Here is a 20,592-nt window from a genome sequence, read left to right on the forward strand (position 1 = left end):
TTACTTGTTTGAAGATGGGTGTCTCATCTAGATTCCCTGTGGTGAACACGGATTCGACCGGTCCCGGCCCGTCGCGGCGCGGCCGGGTGGCGGGTAAGGTCGCGATCGTCACGGGCGCGGGTTCCACCCCGGGGCCGGGCATGGCGACCGGCCGGGGTTGTGCGATCGTGCTGGCCGACGAGGGCGCCTCGGTCCTGGTCGCCGATATCGCCGGTGACCGCGCCGAGCAGACCTGCGAGATCATCCGGGGCCGCGGCGGTATCGCGCATCCGTTCGTCGGCGACACCAGCCGGGCCGACGGCTGTGCGGCCATGGTCGACGCCGCCGTCGCCGCGTTCGGGACGGTCGACATCCTGGTGAACAACATCGGGGTCTCGGTGGCCGGCAACGTCGTCGACACCAGCGAGGAGGACTGGGACCGGGTGCACCGGCTCGGCCTGAAGACCATGTTCCTCGCCGCGCAGGCCGCGGTTCCGGTGATGGCCGCCGAGGGCTCCGGCGCGGTGGTCAACATCGGGTCGATCGCCGCGACGCGCGGCGGCAACTACGTCGCCTACGCCGCCGCCAAGGGCGGGGTCGAGGCACTGACCGTCGACATGGCCTATTCGCATGGGCGCCAGGGGATTCGGGTCAACGCCGTCGCACCCGGCCACATCACCACCCCGCTGTTGTTCTCGGTCGTCGGCGTGAACGCCGAATCGGAGTACCGGCAGCGGCTGGCCGCGGCGTCCGGGGTGCTGGGCACCAACGGTGACGGCTGGGATGTCGGCCGCGCCGCCACCTTCCTGGCCAGCGACGAGGCCCGCTGGATCACCGGGGTGGTGCTGCCGGTCGGCGCCGGTGCGACGACGGTGACACCGCTGATGATGGCGCCGCACCTGCGTGCGGTGCCGGCCCCGGGCGAATGAGCGGCGCCACCGCGAAGTTTCACGACAAGGGAGTCGAATATGGTTGCCGAGCAGCACATCCGCGGTGAACTGCACGCCGCCACCGACGAGCAGATCGACGACGCGGTCGGGTACGCGGACCCGATGGTGTTGCGGGGCCTGCTGTTCCAGCTCACCGGCGACGAGGCGATCGCGGCCACGACGATCGGGCCGGTACCCGGTTATATCGGCGGGAATCTCGGCTTCGGGTTGACCGATCCGGCGGATGTCGCGCTGCTGCGGGCCGAGGCCGCGCGTTTCCTGAAGCGCCACCGCGATTCCGGCGCGGGATCGATCGATCCCGGCCCGCTCGACCGGATCCCCCGCAGCCTGGCACTGGCCGGTGGCGTGGCGGAACTACCGCCCGAGGACGTCGACCTGTGGGTGGAGGAACTCGCAATCGATCCGTGGGCCCGCGGCCTGGACTGGTCGCCGCAACCGCCGCCGGAGCGGCTCGCGGATTTCTCGGTGATCGTGATCGGCAGCGGTATGGGCGGATTGAACGCGGCCGTGCAACTGCGGCACGCCGGAATCCGATTCACCGTGCTGGAGAAGAACTCCGGGGTCGGCGGCACCTGGTTCGAGAACCGCTATCCCGGCGCCCGGGTCGATTCCCCCAGCCGCGCCTACACCCATGCCCTGGGGGTCGACTTCGAGATGGCGGCGCCGTGGTGCTCCCGGGCGGAGAACCAGCGCTACTTCGATTGGCTGGCCGACCGATACGGTGTCCGCGAGCACATCGTCTTCGACACCGAGGTGCAGACCGTCACCTGGCACGAGGACACCGCCACCTGGGAGATCGTGGCGACCGGGCCCGGCGGCCGGCAGGTCCACACCGCCGACGCGGTGATCAGCGCCGTCGGGCTGCTCTCGCGGCCCAGCCTGCCGAACATCCCCGGTATGGACGATTTCCGCGGGCCCGCCTTCCACACCGCTCGCTGGCCCGAGGGCCTGGACGTCACCGGCGCGCGGGTCGCGGTGATCGGAACCGGTTGCTCCGGTGTGCAATTGGTACCCGAGCTGGCGAAGCTCGCCGGACACGTCGAGGTGTTCCAGCGCACCCCGCAGTGGCTGTTCGAGCACGACGGCTACCTCTCGCCGTTCCCTGACCAGGTGCGGTGGCTCGACCGGAATCTGCCCTACCACCCGCATTTCATGCGGTTCCGCGCGAATTGGATGCTGGGCCCGTACCTTTCGGGGCCGTTGCGCGAGATCGACCCCGAGTTCCGGGATCCGCACGCGCGCAGCGCGGTGAACAAGCAGATCCGCGACGAGCGGGTCGCGTTCATCCGCCGCAAGCTGGCCGACCGGCCGGATCTGGCGGAGAAGATGATCCCGCCGCATCCGCCGTTCTCGGCGCGGCCGGTGCAGGTCGACTCGCACGACAACTTCTACGACGCGATCATGCGCGAGGACGTCACCCTCACCACCGACGGGATCGAACGCATCACCGCCACCGGCATCCGGACCGTCGACGGCGTCGAGCACGAGGCCGACATCATCGTGTACGCCACCGGTTTCCGCGCCAACGAATGCCTGTGGCCGATGGATGTCGTGGGCCGCGAGGGACTTTCGGTACACCGGTTGTGGGAGAAGGACGGCCCGCGCGCCTATCTCGGCACGATGCTGCCCGGTTTCCCGAACTTCTTCCTGATCTACGGACCCAATATGAACCCCTACGGCGGGCTCGGCGTGGTCAATCACCAGGAGATGGCGACCCGCTTCCTGCTCACCTGCCTCGCGGAACTGCTACGCGGGCAACACCGTACGGTCGACGTCACCGACGCGGGCTACCAGCGGTACAACGACGAGCTCGACGCCCGCGAGAAGTTCAAGATCTACACCGATTCCCGGGCGAGCAGCTACTACACCAACGCACACGGCCGCTCCGCGGTGAACTGTCCCTTCCCCGGCAACGAGATGTGGCATCGGCTGCGCACCCCCGACTTCAGCGAGGTGATCCTCGGCTGACTGTCACGCGCGACGCCTCGTGCCGCCCGCCCCCGCCGTCACCGGCGGACCCGCGGTCGGACTGCAGGGCGTTGCCCTCGATGTCGAAATCGGGCACGAACCTGTCGAACCACCTGGAGTGCAACCACATTCGGTCGCCGAGCAGACTCATGACCGCCGGGATCAGGGTGAGCCGCACGACGAACGCGTCGAGGAACACCCCGACCGCGAGGGACAGTCCGATCGACTTGATGATCGGATCCCCGGCGGCGAGGAAGGCGATGAACACGCCGAACATGATCAGCGCCGCCGCGGTGACCACCCGCGCGGACAGCCCGACGCCGTTGCGAACCGCGGCCTGCGCGTCACCGGACCTGCCGTACTCCTCCTTGATCCGGGAGACCACGAAAACCTCGTAGTCGCTGGACAATCCGAAGACGATACCGAGCACGATGATCGGCAGGAAGCTGATCGTCTCCCCCGGCGTGATGCCGAGAAGTCCTGCGCCCCAGCCCCATTGGAACACCGCGACCTGGATGCCGATCGCCGCGAACACCGACAGCAGGAACCCGACGATGGACGTCAGCGGTACCAGCGCCGCGCGGAAGGCGACGGTGAGCAGCACGAACGCGAGTCCGACCACGACCACCAGGAAGATCGGCAGCGCCGAGCCGAGTTTGTCGGAGGTGTCGATATTGGAGGCGGTGGTACCGGTCACCTGGAGTGTCGCGCCGGTGCCGGCCGCGACGTTCGCGCGATCGTGCCGGATCCGGCGCACCAGATCCGCGGTGGCCGGGTCGTTCGGGCCGGTGGTGGGGATGACCTGCAGCAACGCGGTGCTGCCCCGGACCGGGCCGGGGGCCGCGGCGAGGACGCCGGGCTCGCGCTGCACCTTCGCCGCGATGGCGGGCACGGCGGTCGCGGGATCGGCATTCGCCGGCAGATCCACCACGACCAGCAACGGCCCGTTGAAGCCGGGACCGAGATGGTCGGCGGTGAGATCGTAGGCGCGGCGTGAGGTGTTGGATTCCGGCTGGGACGCGCCGCTGGGCAGTCCCAGATGGATACCCAGCGTGGGCAGTCCCGCCACGATCAGCACCGCGGCGCCGGCGAGCATCAGCGGCAGCCGGAACCGGACCACGAAGCGGGCCCACCGGGCACCCAGGGTCCGCTCCGGGGTGAACGCGGCGGTCCGGGCCACCTGGCGGGCCCGGCCGGGCCGCAACGGCGTGCGGATGAACTTCGCGACCTTGTCGCCCGCGAAACCCAGCAGCGCCGGCAGCAGCGTGATCGCGATCAGCAGGGCGACCAGCACCGCACCCGCGGCGGCCAGACCCATGTAGGTCAAGAACGGGATGCCGACCACCGCCAGACCGCACAACGCGATGATCACGGTGACCGCCGCGAACACCACCGCGCCGCCGGAGGTGCCCACCGCGAGCGCGGCCGATTCGCCCAGCGGGACGTGCCGGAGCATGTTGTTGCGATATCGGTTCAGGATGAACAGCGCGTAGTCGATCCCGCACGACAATCCGAGCATCAACGCCAATGACAGGGCCGCCGACGGCATGTGCACCACCGCGGCCGCCGCGTAGATCCCGAGCGCGCCGATCCCGACGCCGACACAGGCCGTCACGATCGGCAGTCCGGCCGCCACGACGGCTCCGAAGGTGATCAGCAGGATCACGAACGCCGCGACGACGCCGATGATCTCCGGAATCTCGGGCACCTTCACCTGATAACCCGGATAGGCGCTGCCGGAGTACTCCACCTGCGCGCCGGCCGCCTCGGCCGGCTTCATCGCCGCGCGCAGCGCGTCCAGGTCCGATTCGTCCACCTCACCCGGCGGCGACGACCACAGCACCGTGCCCAGCCCGACGCGGCCGTCGGGTGACACCTGCCGGGTCTGCTGTGGGCTCAGCGCCGCGGCCACGTGCGGCACCGCGGGCAGACCGGCCATCGCGGCGCCGATCCCGGCGGCGAGACCGGGATCGGAGAGCTTGGCGCCCTCGCCGGCGGCGAACACGATCTGGGTCTGCGCGCCGCCGTACTCCGGCATCGTCTGCCGCAGATGTTCGACGGCCCGCTGGGACTCCGTGCCCGGAATCGTGAAATCGTCCGTCGGCCGGCCACCGGCGGTCAGCCCGGCGATGGCCACCCCCAGGAGGACCACCAGCCAGATGCCCGACACCAACCACCGGCGACGGTAGGCGAAGGCGCCGATTGCATACAGATAACGCGACATCACGTGCCCCTCCTGAGAAGTGCGAGCCCGAATCCGCGGCTTCCACTGTGCACTGCCCCGAGCGCCCCCGGGCTACGCGCGCCCTTCCGGCACTGTGATGTGACATTCCGCGCACGGACCGGTTACCGGATCGTGCGCGGTCGCGTGTGTGGCGGGTGGTCGGGGAGCGTGTCCGACTACCCGCCTCAGGTCAGCGGATCTTCTCGGGGATGGTGTCGAGGGCGTGCAGCACGTGGACCGCGAGTTCGGATGCGGAGCGGTCGTCCAGTTCGGAATGTGCGCGCACGGCGTCCCGGACACGTCCGACGCGGCGCTCGTACGGTGTTTCGATGGTCATTTCGTTCCTATCGGCGGTAGTAGGTGATCTGGTCGGTGGTCTCGCGGGCACACGCGCATTCGCGCTGCAATCCGCGGCTCACGGTCGCGGCGCAGAATCGCAAGCCGATGTCCCCGTGTGCCGCGCGCGTGTGATCGCATGCCGGGCAATCGAATTCGAGCAGGGCAATGGGTGAGGAAGTCAATTCGGTACCACTTCGGAGTCGACCGGACGGAGGGCGGCGCCGGGTTCGGACGGCCCGGCGATAGTGGTGGCGGAGGCGGATTCGCGGGCGAGGAAGGTGCCGAGTTCGCCGATCGTGCTCATCAGCGGTGCGGGGAACACGACGGTGGTGTTCTTGTCGACACCGAGCTCGATCAAGGTCTGCAGGTTGCGTAACTGCAGGGCCAGCGGATGCGCCATCATGGTGTCGGAGGCGTCCCCGAGCGCGGCGGCGGCGAGCGATTCACCCTCGGCGGCAATGATTTTGGCTCGCTTCTCGCGTTCGGCCTCGGCCTGGCGGGCCATCGCTCGTTTCATGCTGTCGGGCAGCTGGATATCCTTCAGTTCGACGAGGGTGACCTCGATGCCCCATTCGAGCGTGGTGGTGTCGAGAATCTCCCGGATACCGGCATTGAGGTCGTCGGTATCGGACAACGCCTCGTCCAGGGTGTGGCGTCCGACCACCTTGCGCAGGGTCGTCTGCGCGATCTGATTGATGGCGGCGTAGACGTCCTGAATGGCCACCACCGATTTCACCGCATCGACGACCCGGAAATAGGAGACCGCGGAAATATCGACGCTGACGTTGTCGCGGGTGATGATGCCCTGCGACTGGATCGGCATCGTGATGATCCGCAGCGACACTTTCGACAGCCGGTCGATGACGGGAATGATGAATCGCAATCCGGGTTCCCGCACCGCGACCACACGCCCCAGGCGGAACAGCACCCCCCGCTCGTACTGTGCGACGACCTTGATCGACATGGCCAGCAGGATCAGCGCGACCACGGCGACGATCACGACGATCACGATGAATGCTTGCACGGACCCGTCCTCGCATTCGTCGCGCTGGGCGGGTTCGCCGTTCCGATGCTCATTTCGCAGCCTCTTTCTCCGGCGCCGCGGCCGTCCAGCGCTCCAGGCGGTCCCGCCAGCTCGGCGTCGTGCGGATATGACGCGAGCCACCGGCATGTTCGTCCCGGTCACGCGCCAATGCGGTCGCGTCCCGCTCGGACCGCTCGAATGCACGGTGTGCGGTGGTGCCGCGACGGGCGGTGCGGCGCTGCCCTGCCAGCAGCAGACCCAGCCCGCCCAGCCCGATGGCACCCATGACCAAGACGATCAGTCCGATGAGGACGATCATGACAACTCCAGTCGCTCGCGTTACCTGCGAGTATAGGAGCGTCCACGTCGTATGTCTACAACGTAGACAGACGGGATCGTCGTATTCGGCCTTTCGCTGTCGGGAGTGCCGTCGGCGCTGCCGATGGTGAAGGTGTGTGCGCTCACAGTCCGGCGGCCACGGCCGTCGCGGCGTCGATCAGCGCATCGACCCCGGCGGTGGTCGGCACACCGGCCGCCGCGCGGTTGCCCGCGCTGTCACGGGCGCGGCGCACCACCCCTTCGCGGATGATCGCGACCTTCCACAGGCCGAGCGCGTGCCAGAACCTCAGCGCACCCGGATCCCTTCCGTTGCAAGCGAAGTACTCCGCGGCGAGCTCCTCGCGGTTCGGAAATCCGGGCAGCGCGCAGACGCCGAAGCTGTCGCCGGGACGTTCGCCCGGCTCGGGCCAGTAGGCGAGCAGGCTGCCGAGATCGGCGAGCGGATCACCGAGCGTGCACAATTCCCAGTCCAGTACCGCCGTGATGGTTCCGGCGCGCGGCTCGGTGATCACATTGCGGATGTGGAAATCGCCGTGTACCAACGTGATCTCGTGCTGCGGCGGGATCGCGGCCCGCAGGCGTTCGGTGAGCCGGTCGAGCTTCGGCGACTCCCGGGTCTTCGACTGTTCCCACTGCCGTGCCCAACGGGTCAGCTGCCGTTGCGCATACGGCTTGTGACTCGCCAGGTCGGCCAGTCCGATCCGTTCCAGATCGAGGGCATGGATGTCGGACAGGGTGCGCGGCAACGCGATTCCGGCGGCCCGGCGCTGCTCGGCCGGCAGCGCGGCGGCGATGTCGGGGCGGTCGATGACCGTCCCCTCGACGAATTCCATCAGCACCATCGGCACGGTCGCGTGCTCCAGCACCCCGAGTACCCGTGGGACCGGCACCGCGGTTCCGGCGACGGCGCTCAGGATGCGGGCCTCCCGGACCACGTCGTGCGCCGACGCCAGCAACGTGCCCAGCGGCGGCCGGCGCACCACCCACCGCCGCCCGTCGGCATCGGTGACCACATAGGTCAGATTCGACTGCCCGAGCCCGATCCGTTCGCCACGGAACGGACCGCGATGCGCCACCCCGAGTGCCGTGAGCCATCCGGCCAGCGCCGCATCGTCCACCACAGCGACCGCCGAATCCCCGGACGGTCCGACCGGCGGCTCGATATTCGGCACCGTACTCGTTCCGGACATGTTTCCGCTCCTCAGTGGTCGCGCCTTCGGTCGATACCGCCGCGATCGACCGGGAACGGCCCACCGCACGCGCCACCGACAATACTTGGGCGACCGCTCAAACCGGCCGGGAAGTGTTGCCGGCGTATCCGGATGGTCGACGGTCCCGGAATCCTCAGTGCGGCTCGGTGATCGGCGACAACGCACCGGCCCACGCGAGCAGGGTGGGGTCGTTCAGGGTCGGGAGCAGCCGATCGTGGTCGATGGTGCTGCCGGGTAGTGAGGGGACGGTGACGAGGAACAGGCCTGCGGCGCGGGCGGCGGTGGCGCCTGTGCGGGGCCGAACGGGTGGCCGTGGGCGGTTCGGTTCACGGGTGGGCGGGGGGTGGGATCGGTCTGAGCATGCGGAGCACCATGTCGACGGTTCGTTCGATCGGTCGTTGGCGGGTGGTGACGGTGAACAGGACGACGCGGGTCCAGATCGCGCCGAGCAGCATGTCGAAGACGTCGTCGGGGTCGATCGTGGGGTCGATACCGCCTGCCGGGGCGGCGCTGACGATGGCACGGAACTGCGGGCGAGCGGATACCCGCAGGTAGACCGAGGGGGCGCCGGGTTTGTCGGAGGTGCGGTGGTGGGCGAGCAGACCGGCGGCGGCGACGCGTGCGGCGGGTTCGCCGAATACGGCGATGTAGGCGCGGATGAATCGGCGCAGGTCGCGGCGCAGATCTCCGGTGGGGGCGACCTCGACCGGGGCGGCGGCGGGGAAGGCCGCGTCCTCGATCAGTTCGATGCGCGACGGCCAGCGCCGATACAGGGCCGAGGCGTGCACCCCGGCCCGTTCGGCGATCGCCTGCATGGTGGTGGCCTCGAATCCGCGCTCCACCAACAGGACCCGTGCGGCGGCGAGGGCGCGGTCATCGATGCTGGTGTCGCGCGGGCGGCCGACTTGTTGCGGATACGGCATGGGTCCTACCGTAACCGGTTCCTGATCGGGACGGCAAGTTGCAGGTCAGAGTGTATGAATCGGTACTCTGTCTCCTGTAACTTATAGGAGACTCTCTTCCGTATTCGGTGGGTGTGTGGTTATGGTCGAGGCCTGCGGGAAGAGTTGTCCCGCGAGAAGGAGACGACTATGCGTGCGGCGGTTCTGCGTGGCGGCCGGGTCGAGACGCGGGTGATCGACGATCCGGTACCGGGTCCGGGGCAGTTGCTGGTGCGGTCGCTGGCGTGCGGTATCTGCGCCTCGGACCTGCATTTCATGGACCATCCGGAGGCCGGCGCCGACGACGACAGTGGCATGTCGACCTACGACCGGGACGTCGACATCGTGATGGGCCACGAATACTGTGCGGAGGTCATCGGCTACGGGCCCGATACCGAGCGGCGGATCCCGCTGGGGACCCGGGTGAGTTCCCTGCCGATTCTGCGAACTGCCCACGGCCGCAGGATCATCGGGCAGAATCCGGACGCGCCGGGTGGGTTCGGGGAATATCTGCTGCTGGACGAGGCGCTGGCCCGGGTGGTGGTGTCGGATCTGCCCAGCGAGATCGTCTGCGTCGCCGACGCGATCTCGGTCGGCTGGTCGGCGGCCGCTCGCGCGCAGGTCACGACCCGGGAGGTGCCGCTGGTCATCGGGTGCGGCGCGATCGGGTTGTCGGTGATCGCGCATCTGGCGGCGCTCGGCGTCGGGCCGATCGTGGCGGTCGATTTCGTGGCCTCGCGGCGGGAGACCGCGCGGGCGATGGGGGCGCACGTCCTGGTCGATCCGGCGGAGGTCGCTCCCTTCCGGGCCTGGGGTGAGGTGGCTGCCGGTGCCGCGCAATCGGTTTCGGATCTGGTCGCGGCCGGCGGACCCGGGTGTGTGGTGTTCGAATGTGTCGGTGTGCCCGGCGTGCTGGATTCGATCATCACCGGGTGCCGGTACGGGACCCGGGTCTACTCCGTCGGCGGGCCCCCCGGTGGCGAGCATCTCAACACCCTGACGGCGAAACGTAAGGGCCTGAACATCCAGTTCGGCGGTGGTCCCCTGCCCGCGCACTGGGACGACGCGTTCGAGGCGGTCTGCTCCGGACGGCTGGACGTCACCCCGATGCTCGGTGCCACGGTCGGGCTCGGCGAGGTACCCGCGGCGCTGGATGCCGCCCGCGATGCCGCCGGCCCCGCCCGCATCGTCGTCGTCCCCTGAAAGTGCCGAGGAGCGAACATGAGTGAGATCGAAGAGTTGCGTGCCGCGGTCGCGGCGCTGACCGAGCGCGTGCGAGAACTGGAGGACCACCGGGAGATCGGCCAGCTGGTCGCCCGGTACGGGCCCGCGGTGGACAGCGGGTCCGGTGACGCCGCGGCCGAATTGTGGACCGAGGACGGCCTTTTCGCCGCCGTACCGCAGCTCACCATGCAGGGCCGGGCCGACATCCGGGCGATGGTGCACGGCGCCGGGCATCAGAGCCTGATCCACAACGGATGCGCACACGTGCTGACCGTGCCGCACATCGAGATCGACGGCGATCGGGCCACCGGACGCAGCTACGCCCTCAACATCCGCTGGGACGCGGACGCCGACCGGTTCTGGGTCGCCCGCGTCTCGGCCAACACCTGGACCTGGGTCCGCACCCCGGACGGCTGGCGGGTCAGCGAACGGATCAACGCCAACCTCGACGGCACCGCCGACCACCGCGAGATGCTGGCGCCCGCCAAGGACAACTGAAATACGCACTCGCACAGCAGGTCTCGTGAAAGGATATATCGTGACCGACTTCTCCCGCAGCTACGGTTCCTGGGCGGTGATCGCGGGCGGTTCCGACGGTGTCGGCGCCGCGTTCGCGCACGGTCTCGCCGCGCGCGGCATGAACCTCGTCCTCGTCGCCCGCCGCGCCGCGGTCCTCGACGAGTGCGCCGCCGCCGTCACCTCGGAGTATCCCGTGCAGGTCCGCACGGTGACCCTGGATCTGGCCGGCGACACCGCGATCGCCGACCTGGAACGGGCCACCGCCGACCTCGAGATCGGGATGCTCGTCTACAACGCGGGTGCGGACACCCGCAGCGCCGAATTCCTCGAGCGCACCCTCGACGATCACCGTTCCCTGGTGCACCGCAACTGCATCAGCGTGCTGGAGGCCGCCTATCGCTTCGGCGGCCCCATGGTCGCCCGCGGCCGCGGTGCGGTGGTCCTCATCACCTCCGGCGCGGCGTGGGCCGGCGGGCGCACGCTGTCCTCGTACGGCGCCACCAAGGCCTTCGATCTCGTTCTCGGCGAAGGCTTGTGGGCCGAGTGGCGCGACACCGGCGTACATGTCCTGTCGCTGGTTCTCGGCGCCACCGACACGCCCTCGCTGCACCGGACGATGGACCCCGGCGATCGTGCCCTGGCCGATCCGCACGATGTCGCCGAGCAGGCCCTGGACCATCTCGCCGACGGGCCCACCTGGATCTACGGCAGCGAGAACCCCACCGGTGGTTCACCGTTCGGCTCGCTGGACCGGCGCAGTGCGGTGCTCGCGATGAGCGCGCCCCGGCACTGACCACGAATCCGCTACCGGCCGAGGCGATCACACCTCGGCCCGGCAGCGGGGGCGTCAGGCCAGGGTGGTGACGATGTGCGGCAGATCGGCGGTGGTGCGGATGCCCGGCGCCGCCGCGCACACCGCGGCGACCGCGTTCACGGCCCGGTTCGCGGTGTAACCCGGGGATACCGCCGGCAGCCGGTCCGGCGCCACCGGGAAACGGATGTCGACGTCGAGGGGGGCATCGCCGTCGACATGGACGTGCCAGCCGTCGTCGCCGCGCAGGGCCCACTGCTGGTCCAGATCCGTGGTGCAGTACCAGTTGGCGGTGAAGGTCATCAGCGGCCGGCCGCCGGAGATGCCGGTGACGGTGATCCGCAGGCCCGCAACGGTGCCCGCCTCGATCTTGCCGGCGGCCACGGTGACGTCGTGGGTGGCGGTGGCCAATTCTCCGCGGGATTCGACCGAATCCAGTGGGCGGCCGAGGGTTTCGGCGAGCAGCCGCAGCGACGGGCCGAAGTTCCCGGCGATGTAGCCGAGCATGTTCTCGTCGAAAGCGCCTGCGGGACGGCCGAATCCCATGATGTCGAAGATCATGATCGGCGAGTCCCGCCGGGACACGTCCGCGTACTCGTTGATGGTCAGATGATTCAGCCGGCGCTGGACCGAGGCGAGCACCAGCGGCAGCGCCTCGGTGATGAACCCGGGGCTGCTGCCGGTGCTGTACACCGACGTTCCGCCCGTCGCGCACGCGGTCTCCACCCGTTCGCGCAGGGCCGGATCCATGGTGCCGGGATTGTGGAAATCACCGCAGGTGGTGACCACGTTGACACCGGCGGCGAGCAATCGGCACAGATCGTCCGGATCGCACAGGATCGGCATATACAGGACGCAGTCCGGTTTCGCCGCGAGAATGGTCTCGATATCAGCCGTGGCGGTCACGCCGGTCACGGTGTCCAGTCCGGACAAGGTGCCTGCGTCGCTGCCTTGTTTACCGTCCGAATAGACCCGCAGCCCGACCAGGGTCATATCCGGATGTTCGATGACCGACCGCAGTGCGTGCGTGCCGATGGTCCCGGTCGCCCACTGCGCGACGCGCAGGTTGCGCGGTGATACGGCCTGTTCGGGGGTGGTGGCAGTCATAACTCTCTCGTCACATCCGTTTCGTGGCCGCAGATATCGGCCGCTCTCGACGGTAACCGACTTCCCGGAAATAAAGAACAACATTCTTGGATCTGTCCGAATATACTCACGGCCGGTGCGACGGCCTCGAAAATTCGCACGGAGAAAGTCCGCGGCACCGAAATGAAATGGTGCGCGGATATTTCACGACCGCATATTCGATTTTCGGGCGGATCAGCGGTCCGGTGCGTCGTGCAGGCCGCGGACCAGCAGGCGCCAGCACTCCTCGGCGACGACCAGTCGCGTCGGGGGCGCCGTCCTCAGTACCATCGCCGCCACCATGCCCACCGCGAGGAACAGATCCTGCGGGGTGACGTCGCGGCGGAAGCCCACCCGTAATCGTTCGTCGGCGAGTTTGGTGGCGAGCAGGGTGTTGAACCGCAACCCGATCCGCGCCAATTGCGGGTCGGGACTGGAGGGTTCGAGCATCGCCATGAACGCCGCCGACGCGGCCAGCTGCTCGATGATCATCACCATGACCTCGTCGAGGGTGGTGCCCGGCCCGGCGGCCCGCTGCTCGAGGAGGTCGACATCGTCCTCGAACACGGCCAGCGCGATGGTCTCCCGGGTCGGGAAGTGCCGGTACAGGCTGGCCTGCCCGACGCCGGCCACGCGCGCCACCCGCGCCATCGACGCGGTGTAGCCCTCCTCGGCGAACACCTCTCTGGCGGCCGCGACCAGCGCCGCGCGGTTCTCCGCGGCCGCCGCAGGTCCGCGGTTGACTCGCGGCTGTGATGTCACACACACGACCCTAGCATCAAACCGGAGAGGGCTATCCGGTTTTGGCCGACTCGGATTCCGGTCAATCCCCCAGCGTCCCGTTGATGGTCAGGTAGAAGCTGGGCAACTTCACCGCGGGCTTGCTGCTGCGGACCCGGATCCGGACCACCGCATCCGGCGCGTTCGCGGCGACGAGAATCCGGGTCTCCACCATGCGCGTCGTCGGTGAGTCCGACAGTTCTCCGCGTGCGACAATCGCTCCGTCGCACTCTATTTCGAGCAGATCGGCCTCGGCGTCCGCGTCCGTCCGCGCCCAGGCGAACAGTCGATAGGCGATACCCGGCGCGAGACCGCCGCCGCCGAGCCGGACCGTCGCGCCGTCGGCGGCGATCAGCGGGACAACCTCGCCGGTGCGTCCGAAGACGTCCTGGTCACCACCGGAGACGCTGACCCGGTCCCACGGCAGCGGCGCACCCGCGCTGAGCCGCACCCCGGCCCGATCGTCGCCACCGTGGAGGGAGGCGGACGGCGGCCCGCCGTAGCGATGGGTCCAATCACCGATCATCGTCCACCGCGCGACCGGTGGGTTCGATACCGAACGGGCATAACGGTATTCACCGGTCACGAGTCCGATCAGGAAGTCGGTCATGGTGCCGTCGTATCTCGTCCAGATCGCGGGCCCGTGCAGATGTGCGAGCACCGTCCACCCGTCGGGATCCGCACCCTCGGTGACCCAGAAGAACATATCGCCGCCGGTACTACCGCCCCACTGGAGCAGACCTCCCGGCGCCGGATAGCCGACCAGCGGATTGCCGTCCTCGTCGTCCTCGTGGAACACCTCGTCGGCGATCAGGCCCTGCGCATTGTCGATCAGCGAGGTGAGCCGGACCTGACCGTTGCTCCGGCGCGAGACCGGGTACAGCACATGCAGATCGGCGATCCGGCCGTTCCCGTAGTTGTCGATGAAATCCCGATAGTCCGACGGCAGCCGGACTCCACAGGCCGATTCGATGTCGTCCCACGGCGGCGGCACCGCCGCGGGCAGCGGTGACGGCGCCATGATTCCCCGCAGCCGCGCGACCGACTCGTGCATTCCCGAACTCCTTCCGAAATCCCTTTCGCCACACAGTCTGTCAATCCGCGCCGGGGAGGGTCCGGGGTAGGCCGAAGCGCGCCATGACGGTGGTGTCGAAGAAGCCGGTGATGGCGGCGATACGGTCGCCGGCGATGGTGAGGACCACGAGCGCGTACGCGCGGTGGACACCGGTGTGCGGGTCCGCCGGATACAGGCCGAAGGCCGGCTGGCCGTTGGCGCGGGTGGGTATCACACGGTAGCGGCGGCCGGGCCGGAAAGTGGTGGCGGCCAGCAGAAGCCGGGCCGATTCGATACCGCGGTATTCGAGCATGGCCGGGGGCATGGACAGTCGCACATCCGTGACGAGCAGGTCGATCAGGGCGTCCAGATCGGCACGTTGCATGGCGTCGGTGAACCTGGCGACGAGCCGATGCTCGGCGGCGGTGTCGGGTCGCCGCGCTGTCGCCCGGCCACCGGAGTCGGCCAGGTGGTCGTCGACCGCGGCCCGCGCACGTTTGAGCGCGCTGTGCACGGATTCGCTTGTGGCATCGAGCATCTCGGCCACTTCGGCGGCGTGGTAGCCCAGCACGTCGCGCAGGACCAGCACGGCCCGCTGGCGCGGCGGCAGCAGTTGCAGGGCGGTGACGAAAGCCAGCGAGATGGCCTCCGTGAGGTCGTAGCGGGCCTCCGGTCCGGGCCGTTGATCGAGCAGGGCGTCGGGATAGGGCTCCAGCCACGGCGGGGCGTCGCCGGCGCCGGCGGATTCGGGCAGGGCGTCCTCGGGATACGGGGCGGCGATGCGGGGTCGTCGACTGTCCGCGCGCAGCTTGTCCAGGCAGCGATTGGTCGCGATCTTGTAGAGCCAGGTGCGCAGCGAGGACCGCCGGCCGAATTCGCCGAGGTTACGCCAGGCGGACACCAGCGTCTCCTGGAGTGCGTCCTCGGCGTCCTGCAGCGATCCGAGAATGCGGTAACAGTGCACCTGCAACTCGTGCGAGTGGCCCGCGACCAGATCGCGGAACGCGTCGTGATCGCCGGCCCGGGCCCGCGCGATCAGGTCCGTCGTGTCCATCGGCATCGGCATACATTCTCGCCTTTCGTTCGTCCTGCGGGGAGCCGCGTCCGGTCTCCTGACTGTGCAGACGCCGCCGGCCCCGCGAATCGGGCGGTGGCCGCGCCCAATTCGCGCATGCGCCGGCGTCTACCCGATCGACGGAAGCCGCATCGACGGCGCGGCATCCGGACCGCAGAATTCTCGAAGGAGTACGGAAATGGGAAAGATCGTCATCAGTGCCAATCTCACACTCGACGGAGAGGTCCGGGATCCGGACGGTGCCGAAGGCTTCGAGCTGGGCGGCTGGTTCCACCAGTCCGTGGGCAGCGCGGACCTCGAGGCGTGGGCCGCCCGCGAGACCGAGGAACTGCTCGCTGCCGAAGCGCTACTGCTGGGCAAGCGTAGCGGCGAGTGGTTCGCATCCCGGATGCTGCCGCACGACGGTGTCGGCGGCGCCGAGGTCCGCGTGAGCCGCGCGTGGGCGGACCGGATGAACACCCTCCCCAAGTACATCGTGTCGTCGACGCTCGAGGACGTTCGATGGAACAACGCCACGATCCTGGACGGCGATGCGGTGCAGGCGATTTCGACATTGAAGCAGGAGGTGGACGGCGAAATCCTCGTCTACGGCAGCTATCGTCTCGTGCCCACGCTGATCGCGGAGAACCTGGCCGACGAACTGCGCCTGGTGGTCTTCCCGGTCGTCGTCGGTACCGGTCGGCGCATCTTCGACGAGATCACCGACAAGAAGCCGCTGCGCCTGGTCGACACCCGGAAGCTCGGTGACGGCCTCGTGTTCCAGCGCTACGAATTCCTGCGGTAGGCAGCGACTCGCCTGCGCCGGAATCGAAAACGGCCTGCGGGTGCCACGGTGGCCGTGGACGGTCGCCGTGGCACCGGATTCTACCGGTGGATTAATATACTGACGGTCGATAAACTTGTAGCAAAGATCCGCCGCCCAGAGAGCAGGAGCGCACATGGTCAGCGTCGATTTCCGTACCCGGCCCACCGGCGAGGCCGACCTCACAGATCTCGCCACCTTCCGGGAGACGCGCCTGCCCGCACTGCTCGACCGGCACGGGCACGAGGCGGGCCGGGCCGCCGGGCGCCTCGGCCTGCACCCGCTGACGCTCCGGGTCGGCGACGAACTCCTGACGCTCGTACCCGGCGGGGATCGGATCGCGGCGCGGACGGTCGAATCGGACACGCTGGTCGTCGATTTGGACGCGCGGACCTTCGCCGACCTGGTCCAGGATGTGGTGTCCACCTTCGGGGCGCAGATGACCGGCCGCGCGGAGATCGCGCGCGGTACGGTCGCCGCATTCGTCGAATGGGAACCGGTGCTGCGCTGCCTGATCGACGGCCGCCCGGTCTACGAACCCGGCAGTATCGACTTCCGCGATCGCGCGGGCCGGCCGCTGGATCCGGCCGGATCCTTCACTCTCGCAGACGATCCCGCCGATATCGGCCACTTCCTCGCCGAGGTCGGCTACCTGCATCTGCGGAACGTGTTCACCGAGCCGGAGATGGCGCAGGTCTCCGCGGAACTGGATGCCGCGATCGCCGAGGCCACTCGCGACGACGGCGCCTCCTGGTGGGCGCGCACCGAACCCGGCGGCTGGTACCCCGCGCGCATCCTCGGCTTCAATCACAAGTCCCCGGCGCTGCGCGAACTCCTCACCGACTCCCGCTTCCGTGCCCTGGCCACCTTCACCGACGACGACTGGATCCAGGGCGATCCGGATCTGGACGACTGTGCGGAAGGGTTGCTGAAGAAGGTCGGCGTCGTCGAGGGCGCCTCGGATGTCAGCTGGCACAAGGACTGCACGATGGGCGGCCACAGTCACCACTGCGCCGGTCTGGTCGTCGGCATCTCGGTGACGAGCGCCGGGCGCGAGACCGGCGAACTCGGCGTGGTCCCGGGTTCCCACCGGGCCAACATCGCGACCCTGGGCATCGAGGGGCTCGATCTGCCCCGGCTGGCGCTGCCCACGAACGCCGGCGATCTGACCGTGCACTGTTCCTGCACCCTGCACATGAGCCGCCCGCCGGTGACCGGCGAACGCCGCGTGGTCTACACCGGTCTGCGACTCGCCGGCGGCGACGAGCCCGCCCCCGACCGGGCCGAAGTGCGCCGTCGCCGGGCCGCGCTCAACGATCGGGTGATCGAACGCCGCACCACCGACCGCCGCGACCGGGTGCGGCTCGGCAGCCACGACCTGTGAACCGATCACGGCCCGTCGGGAAGGACCGATCCGTCCCGGGAATATAGTCTTGCGGTAGTTTCCCGCCGCCCGCTGTGGATCCGCAGAACCGACGGCGACGAGGTGAGGAGCAGAGATGAGTGCGTCGAGCGTCCCGGCTGCCGCGCGCAGGCAATTCGTCCCGCCGCCACCCCCGCGGACCCCGAAGGCCGCCGGAACGCGGCGGCTGCTGCTGGATCTGGCCGCCCGGCTGTTCATCGAACGCGGCTACAGCGCGGTGTCGATGAACGATATCGCGGTCGCGGCCGGCCTGACCAAGGGCGCCGTGTACGGCCACTTCCGCTCCAAGGGTCAGCTGCTGGTCGAGGTCATCCGCTGGAAGCATGCCGAACGGGAACAGTCCCCCGAATTTCTTGCGGCACTGGGTGATCCGGACCATGCCCTGGATCTGATGTACGACGAGGCCGGGCGCGAGATCCGGCTGCTGGACGTCGACGCCGCCGCGGCCGCGCGCCACGACCCCGACATCGCCGCCGGCATGGAGGAACTGCACCGCGAACGCCACGACTGGATCAGGAACGCGATCGTCGGGGTCGCCGACCCCGACGTCGCCACCTGGCTGATCTTCGTGCTGTCCCTCGGCATCGGCATGCGCGAAGCCACCGGCGCGCCGATGCCGGACCTCGAGCGGCTGCGCACGGGCCTGCGCACCGCCCTGAACTCCCTGGGCGACCAACGGGATTGACCGCGACCGGTTCAGGCGAGGCGGATCTCGGCGGTGGCGAGGCCGAATATCTTGCGGCCGCCGGACTTCGCGACGAGGACGACGATCGCGGTCCGGGTGTCGGGGTCGACCGATTTGATGCGGCCGGTGAACTCGATGGTTGCGGCAGAGGTGGTTTCGATGACCGTGTAGTTCGACAGCCGGACCCCGTACCTGATCATCGCGCCCGGATCGCCCAGCCATTCGGTGAGGTATCCCGCGCCGAGGCCCATGGTGAGCATGCCGTGTGCGATCACGTCCGGAAGGCCCGCGAGAGCGGCGACCCCCTCGTGCCAGTGGATGGGGTTGACGTCGCCGGAGACTCCCGCGTAGTTCACCAGGTCACCGCGGGTCAGGCGCACCGTGCGGGCGGGAATTTCGTCACCGGCGGCGATGTCCTCGAAGCGGAATGCGGTGTGCGGGACGCGGGTACGTGAGATCTGCGAGAGGTGTGCGGCGGTATCCGGCGCCGGATCCGCCGCCGCCACCGCGTCTTTCGCGGCCGGTGGCCGGAAGCTCGTGTCGAGTCCGCTCATGATCACACGTTCGATCGTCTCCCGTGCGGCGGCGTCGATGTCCGCACCGGTGATACCGACCACGGTGGTGTGCATGATCTGTACGACCGCACCGGTGTGGTCGAGGAAGGTGTTGGTGATGGTGAGCAGATCCTTGCCCGCGATACGGCGCACCGACGTGAGTTCGACGTCGCTGATCAGCCGGTCGCCGGCGAGCACCGGCTTGTACATCTCGAAGACCTGATCGGTCTGCACGACGACGTCGTAACCGATCAGCACGGTTTCGGACATCCTGCGGTTGGCCAGCATCGCGGCGGTGGAGACGAAGGTGGTCGGCGCGATCAGGCCGGCGTACCCGAATGCGCCTGCGGCCGACTCACTCCGGTGCACGGGGTGGGAATCCTGCACCGCGCGCGCGTATTCGCGGATCTTCTCCCGTCCGACCTCGTAGTAGTCGTCGGTGCGGTAGCGAAACCCCACCAGCCCAGCCACATCGAATGCTGTCTCCACCCGGACCTCCTTCATCAGAGCACATCGTTATCCGGCACGCATCATCTGTTGCGCCGGTTGGCTTCCCGTGCGCGTGAATGGTCGCGTCACTCTTCGCATCGTGCCGTGCGGGTGCACGGCGTGTCGAGATGTACCACGGAGTGACCGGCCGTTCGGCTCAACTCATCTCGGCCGAATCGGTGCGGTACCGGATGAGCGTCGCTGCGTGGCCGGTCGGCCCGGCGTGCCTAATCGGTCACATGCTCATCGGCAGAGTAGCGAATTGGGCCTCGAGGCCCTTCACCGCACCGGTGCGCCAGCCGTCGGCCAGTTCCGCCGCTACCGGGTCGGGGAAGATGTCGTCCGTACCGGCTTCGACCGCGTCGAGGATGGCGCGGGCGACGGATTCCGGGGATGCCATCGGGAGCGGGATCTCGAGATTCGTGTTCATCTCGGTGTCCACCGGTCCGGGCAGGACCGCGTGGACGGTCACGCCGTCGCCGGCCAGACGCATGCGGAGCACCTGGGTCAGGGACAGTGCGGCGGCCTTGGCCACCGAGTAGGACGGACTGAACGGCAGGGGGGCGATGGCGGCGAGCGAATGGACGTTGACGATCGCACCGGCGCTGCGGATCAGCGCCGGCAGCAGGGCCTGTGTCACGGCGTAGGGGCCGAAGAGGTTGACGGCGAGTTGCTGCTCGAGCACCGCCGGATCCGCGAGGTCGTCGAAGGCGGTCACGCCCGCGTTGTTGATCAGGATGTCGAGGGATTCGACATCGGCGGCGGCCTGCCGGATGTGCGCCGGGTCGGTCACGTCCAGAATCACTGGGGTGACGCGATCGTCGGTATGGGTGAGGGGCTTTCGCGTTCCGATGTACACGCGGCTCGCGTCGCGTTTGAGCGCCTCCTCGACCAGGGCCCGGCCGATCCCCCGGTTGCCTCCGGTCACCAGTACGGAACTACCCGCGATCTTCGCCATGTTCATGATCCTCTTCTCGAAACCTGCTGTGTCCGAACGACTGACCATGAAGACAATCAGCAGTGCGGGAACTCATCGCGGGCCCCGAAATTTTTCTCCACGCGGGTTCGCCGGCGGG

21 protein-coding genes are annotated in these 20,592 nt (G+C 68.7%); 8 read left to right on the top strand and 13 right to left on the bottom strand.

The features are described 5' to 3' along the window. Positions 1-41: 41 nt before the first annotated feature. Together G361_RS0105825 and G361_RS0105830 are read left to right on the top strand one after the other, a co-directional pair. On the top strand, positions 42-908 hold the full coding sequence (locus G361_RS0105825; protein ID WP_026342742.1) for an SDR family NAD(P)-dependent oxidoreductase: 867 nt from the start codon (positions 42-44) through the stop codon (positions 906-908). Positions 909-947: 39 nt separating this feature from the next. Beyond that, complete coding sequence (locus G361_RS0105830; protein ID WP_019926124.1) at positions 948-2,897, top strand: NAD(P)/FAD-dependent oxidoreductase; 1,950 nt, start codon at positions 948-950, stop codon at positions 2,895-2,897. Here the strand turns inward: G361_RS0105830 and G361_RS0105835 are convergent. From G361_RS0105835 to G361_RS0105865, 7 genes are all read right to left on the bottom strand, one after another. Then, on the bottom strand, positions 2,875-5,121 hold the full coding sequence (locus tag G361_RS0105835; protein WP_019926125.1) for an MMPL family transporter: 2,247 nt from the start codon (positions 5,119-5,121) through the stop codon (positions 2,875-2,877). The two genes, G361_RS0105830 and G361_RS0105835, sit on opposite strands and share 23 nt — an antisense overlap. Positions 5,122-5,311: 190 nt before the next feature. Further along, positions 5,312-5,458: a DUF6307 family protein gene (locus tag G361_RS50195; RefSeq protein WP_019926126.1), complete on the bottom strand. Its 147-nt coding sequence runs from the start codon at positions 5,456-5,458 to the stop codon at positions 5,312-5,314. A 7-nt stretch (positions 5,459-5,465) separates the two neighbouring features. Further along, entirely contained in the window at positions 5,466-5,642 is a 177-nt protein-coding gene (locus G361_RS51710) for an RGCVC family protein (RefSeq protein ID WP_019926127.1), read from the bottom strand. After that, positions 5,639-6,484, bottom strand: coding sequence for a slipin family protein (locus G361_RS0105850; RefSeq protein WP_019926128.1), 846 nt, complete (start codon positions 6,482-6,484; stop codon positions 5,639-5,641). Before G361_RS0105850 ends, G361_RS51710 begins: the two co-directional genes overlap by 4 nt. Before the next feature lie 49 nt (positions 6,485-6,533). Beyond that, positions 6,534-6,803: a hypothetical protein gene (locus G361_RS0105855; RefSeq protein WP_019926129.1), complete on the bottom strand. Its 270-nt coding sequence runs from the start codon at positions 6,801-6,803 to the stop codon at positions 6,534-6,536. Between the two features lie 142 nt (positions 6,804-6,945). Beyond that, positions 6,946-8,013: a phosphotransferase family protein gene (locus G361_RS0105860; protein ID WP_019926130.1), complete on the bottom strand. Its 1,068-nt coding sequence runs from the start codon at positions 8,011-8,013 to the stop codon at positions 6,946-6,948. 347 nt (positions 8,014-8,360) lie between these two features. Further along, complete coding sequence (locus G361_RS0105865) at positions 8,361-8,957, bottom strand: TetR/AcrR family transcriptional regulator (RefSeq protein WP_019926131.1); 597 nt, start codon at positions 8,955-8,957, stop codon at positions 8,361-8,363. A gap of 168 nt (positions 8,958-9,125) precedes the next feature. Between G361_RS0105865 and G361_RS0105870 the strand changes: the two genes are divergently transcribed. Genes G361_RS0105870 through G361_RS0105880 form a run of 3 tightly spaced genes read left to right on the top strand, consistent with a single transcriptional unit; the run spans position 9,126 to position 11,511 of the window. Beyond that, positions 9,126-10,178 (top strand): zinc-binding dehydrogenase, encoded by a 1,053-nt coding sequence (locus G361_RS0105870; protein WP_019926132.1) that lies wholly within the window; start codon positions 9,126-9,128, stop codon positions 10,176-10,178. 18 nt (positions 10,179-10,196) lie between these two features. Then, a complete protein-coding gene (locus tag G361_RS0105875) occupies positions 10,197-10,697 on the top strand; it encodes a nuclear transport factor 2 family protein (protein WP_019926133.1) in 501 nt (166 codons plus the stop codon). A gap of 40 nt (positions 10,698-10,737) precedes the next feature. After that, complete coding sequence (locus G361_RS0105880) at positions 10,738-11,511, top strand: SDR family oxidoreductase (protein WP_231386788.1); 774 nt, start codon at positions 10,738-10,740, stop codon at positions 11,509-11,511. 54 nt (positions 11,512-11,565) lie between these two features. Here G361_RS0105880 and G361_RS0105885 read toward each other — a convergent pair whose 3' ends face one another. The 4 genes from G361_RS0105885 to G361_RS0105900 all read right to left on the bottom strand — a co-directional run bounded on the left by G361_RS0105885 (position 11,566) and on the right by G361_RS0105900 (position 15,542). Continuing rightward, entirely contained in the window at positions 11,566-12,636 is a 1,071-nt protein-coding gene (locus tag G361_RS0105885; protein WP_019926135.1) for a hypothetical protein, read from the bottom strand. 213 nt (positions 12,637-12,849) lie between these two features. Then, the gene (locus tag G361_RS0105890) at positions 12,850-13,416 is read right to left on the bottom strand and encodes a TetR/AcrR family transcriptional regulator (protein ID WP_019926136.1); all 567 of its coding nucleotides are present in this window, start codon (positions 13,414-13,416) and stop codon (positions 12,850-12,852) included. Positions 13,417-13,477: 61 nt separating this feature from the next. After that, positions 13,478-14,488 (bottom strand): SMI1/KNR4 family protein, encoded by a 1,011-nt coding sequence (locus G361_RS0105895; protein ID WP_019926137.1) that lies wholly within the window; start codon positions 14,486-14,488, stop codon positions 13,478-13,480. A gap of 40 nt (positions 14,489-14,528) precedes the next feature. Then, positions 14,529-15,542 (bottom strand): sigma-70 family RNA polymerase sigma factor, encoded by a 1,014-nt coding sequence (locus G361_RS0105900; protein ID WP_196814424.1) that lies wholly within the window; start codon positions 15,540-15,542, stop codon positions 14,529-14,531. A gap of 199 nt (positions 15,543-15,741) precedes the next feature. Here G361_RS0105900 and G361_RS0105905 point away from each other — a divergent pair, with 199 nt between their 5' ends. From G361_RS0105905 to G361_RS46680, 3 genes are all read left to right on the top strand, one after another. Continuing rightward, the gene (locus G361_RS0105905) at positions 15,742-16,347 is read left to right on the top strand and encodes a dihydrofolate reductase family protein (RefSeq protein ID WP_019926139.1); all 606 of its coding nucleotides are present in this window, start codon (positions 15,742-15,744) and stop codon (positions 16,345-16,347) included. Positions 16,348-16,501: 154 nt separating this feature from the next. Next, positions 16,502-17,749, top strand: a complete 1,248-nt coding sequence (locus G361_RS42450) for a phytanoyl-CoA dioxygenase family protein (RefSeq protein ID WP_019926140.1) — start codon at positions 16,502-16,504, stop codon at positions 17,747-17,749. Positions 17,750-17,864: 115 nt separating this feature from the next. Next, positions 17,865-18,473 carry a TetR/AcrR family transcriptional regulator gene (locus G361_RS46680; protein WP_019926141.1) on the top strand — a complete coding sequence of 203 codons (609 nt, stop codon included), beginning with the start codon at positions 17,865-17,867 and terminating at the stop codon, positions 18,471-18,473. Positions 18,474-18,484: 11 nt separating this feature from the next. On the opposite strand, the gene G361_RS0105920 is transcribed toward G361_RS46680, so the two are convergent. Next, positions 18,485-19,531: a fused (3R)-hydroxyacyl-ACP dehydratase subunits HadA/HadB gene (locus G361_RS0105920; RefSeq protein ID WP_019926142.1), complete on the bottom strand. Its 1,047-nt coding sequence runs from the start codon at positions 19,529-19,531 to the stop codon at positions 18,485-18,487. A gap of 220 nt (positions 19,532-19,751) precedes the next feature. Continuing rightward, a complete protein-coding gene (locus G361_RS0105925; protein WP_155981316.1) occupies positions 19,752-20,474 on the bottom strand; it encodes an SDR family NAD(P)-dependent oxidoreductase in 723 nt (240 codons plus the stop codon). Positions 20,475-20,592: the final 118 nt, after the last annotated feature.

Source organism: Nocardia sp. BMG111209, from assembly GCF_000381925.1.
GTDB lineage: Bacteria > Actinomycetota > Actinomycetes > Mycobacteriales > Mycobacteriaceae > Nocardia.

Bases quoted from the DNA above. Each gene is read 5' to 3' on its own strand.
- G361_RS0105830 (WP_019926124.1), top strand. From the start codon at position 948: ATGGTTGCCGAGCAGCACATCCGCGGTGAACTGCACGCCGCCACCGAC.
- G361_RS0105835 (WP_019926125.1), bottom strand. From the start codon at position 5,121: ATGTCGCGTTATCTGTATGCAATCGGCGCCTTCGCCTACCGTCGCCGG.
- G361_RS50195 (WP_019926126.1), bottom strand. From the start codon at position 5,458: ATGACCATCGAAACACCGTACGAGCGCCGCGTCGGACGTGTCCGGGAC.
- G361_RS0105855 (WP_019926129.1), bottom strand. From the start codon at position 6,803: ATGATCGTCCTCATCGGACTGATCGTCTTGGTCATGGGTGCCATCGGG.
- G361_RS0105860 (WP_019926130.1), bottom strand. From the start codon at position 8,013: ATGTCCGGAACGAGTACGGTGCCGAATATCGAGCCGCCGGTCGGACCG.
- G361_RS0105865 (WP_019926131.1), bottom strand. From the start codon at position 8,957: ATGCCGTATCCGCAACAAGTCGGCCGCCCGCGCGACACCAGCATCGAT.
- G361_RS0105870 (WP_019926132.1), top strand. From the start codon at position 9,126: ATGCGTGCGGCGGTTCTGCGTGGCGGCCGGGTCGAGACGCGGGTGATC.
- G361_RS0105875 (WP_019926133.1), top strand. From the start codon at position 10,197: ATGAGTGAGATCGAAGAGTTGCGTGCCGCGGTCGCGGCGCTGACCGAG.
- G361_RS0105885 (WP_019926135.1), bottom strand. From the start codon at position 12,636: ATGACTGCCACCACCCCCGAACAGGCCGTATCACCGCGCAACCTGCGC.
- G361_RS0105895 (WP_019926137.1), bottom strand. From the start codon at position 14,488: ATGCACGAGTCGGTCGCGCGGCTGCGGGGAATCATGGCGCCGTCACCG.
- G361_RS0105900 (WP_196814424.1), bottom strand. From the start codon at position 15,542: ATGGACACGACGGACCTGATCGCGCGGGCCCGGGCCGGCGATCACGAC.
- G361_RS0105905 (WP_019926139.1), top strand. From the start codon at position 15,742: ATGGGAAAGATCGTCATCAGTGCCAATCTCACACTCGACGGAGAGGTC.
- G361_RS42450 (WP_019926140.1), top strand. From the start codon at position 16,502: ATGGTCAGCGTCGATTTCCGTACCCGGCCCACCGGCGAGGCCGACCTC.
- G361_RS46680 (WP_019926141.1), top strand. From the start codon at position 17,865: ATGAGTGCGTCGAGCGTCCCGGCTGCCGCGCGCAGGCAATTCGTCCCG.
- G361_RS0105920 (WP_019926142.1), bottom strand. From the start codon at position 19,531: ATGAAGGAGGTCCGGGTGGAGACAGCATTCGATGTGGCTGGGCTGGTG.
- G361_RS0105925 (WP_155981316.1), bottom strand. From the start codon at position 20,474: ATGGCGAAGATCGCGGGTAGTTCCGTACTGGTGACCGGAGGCAACCGG.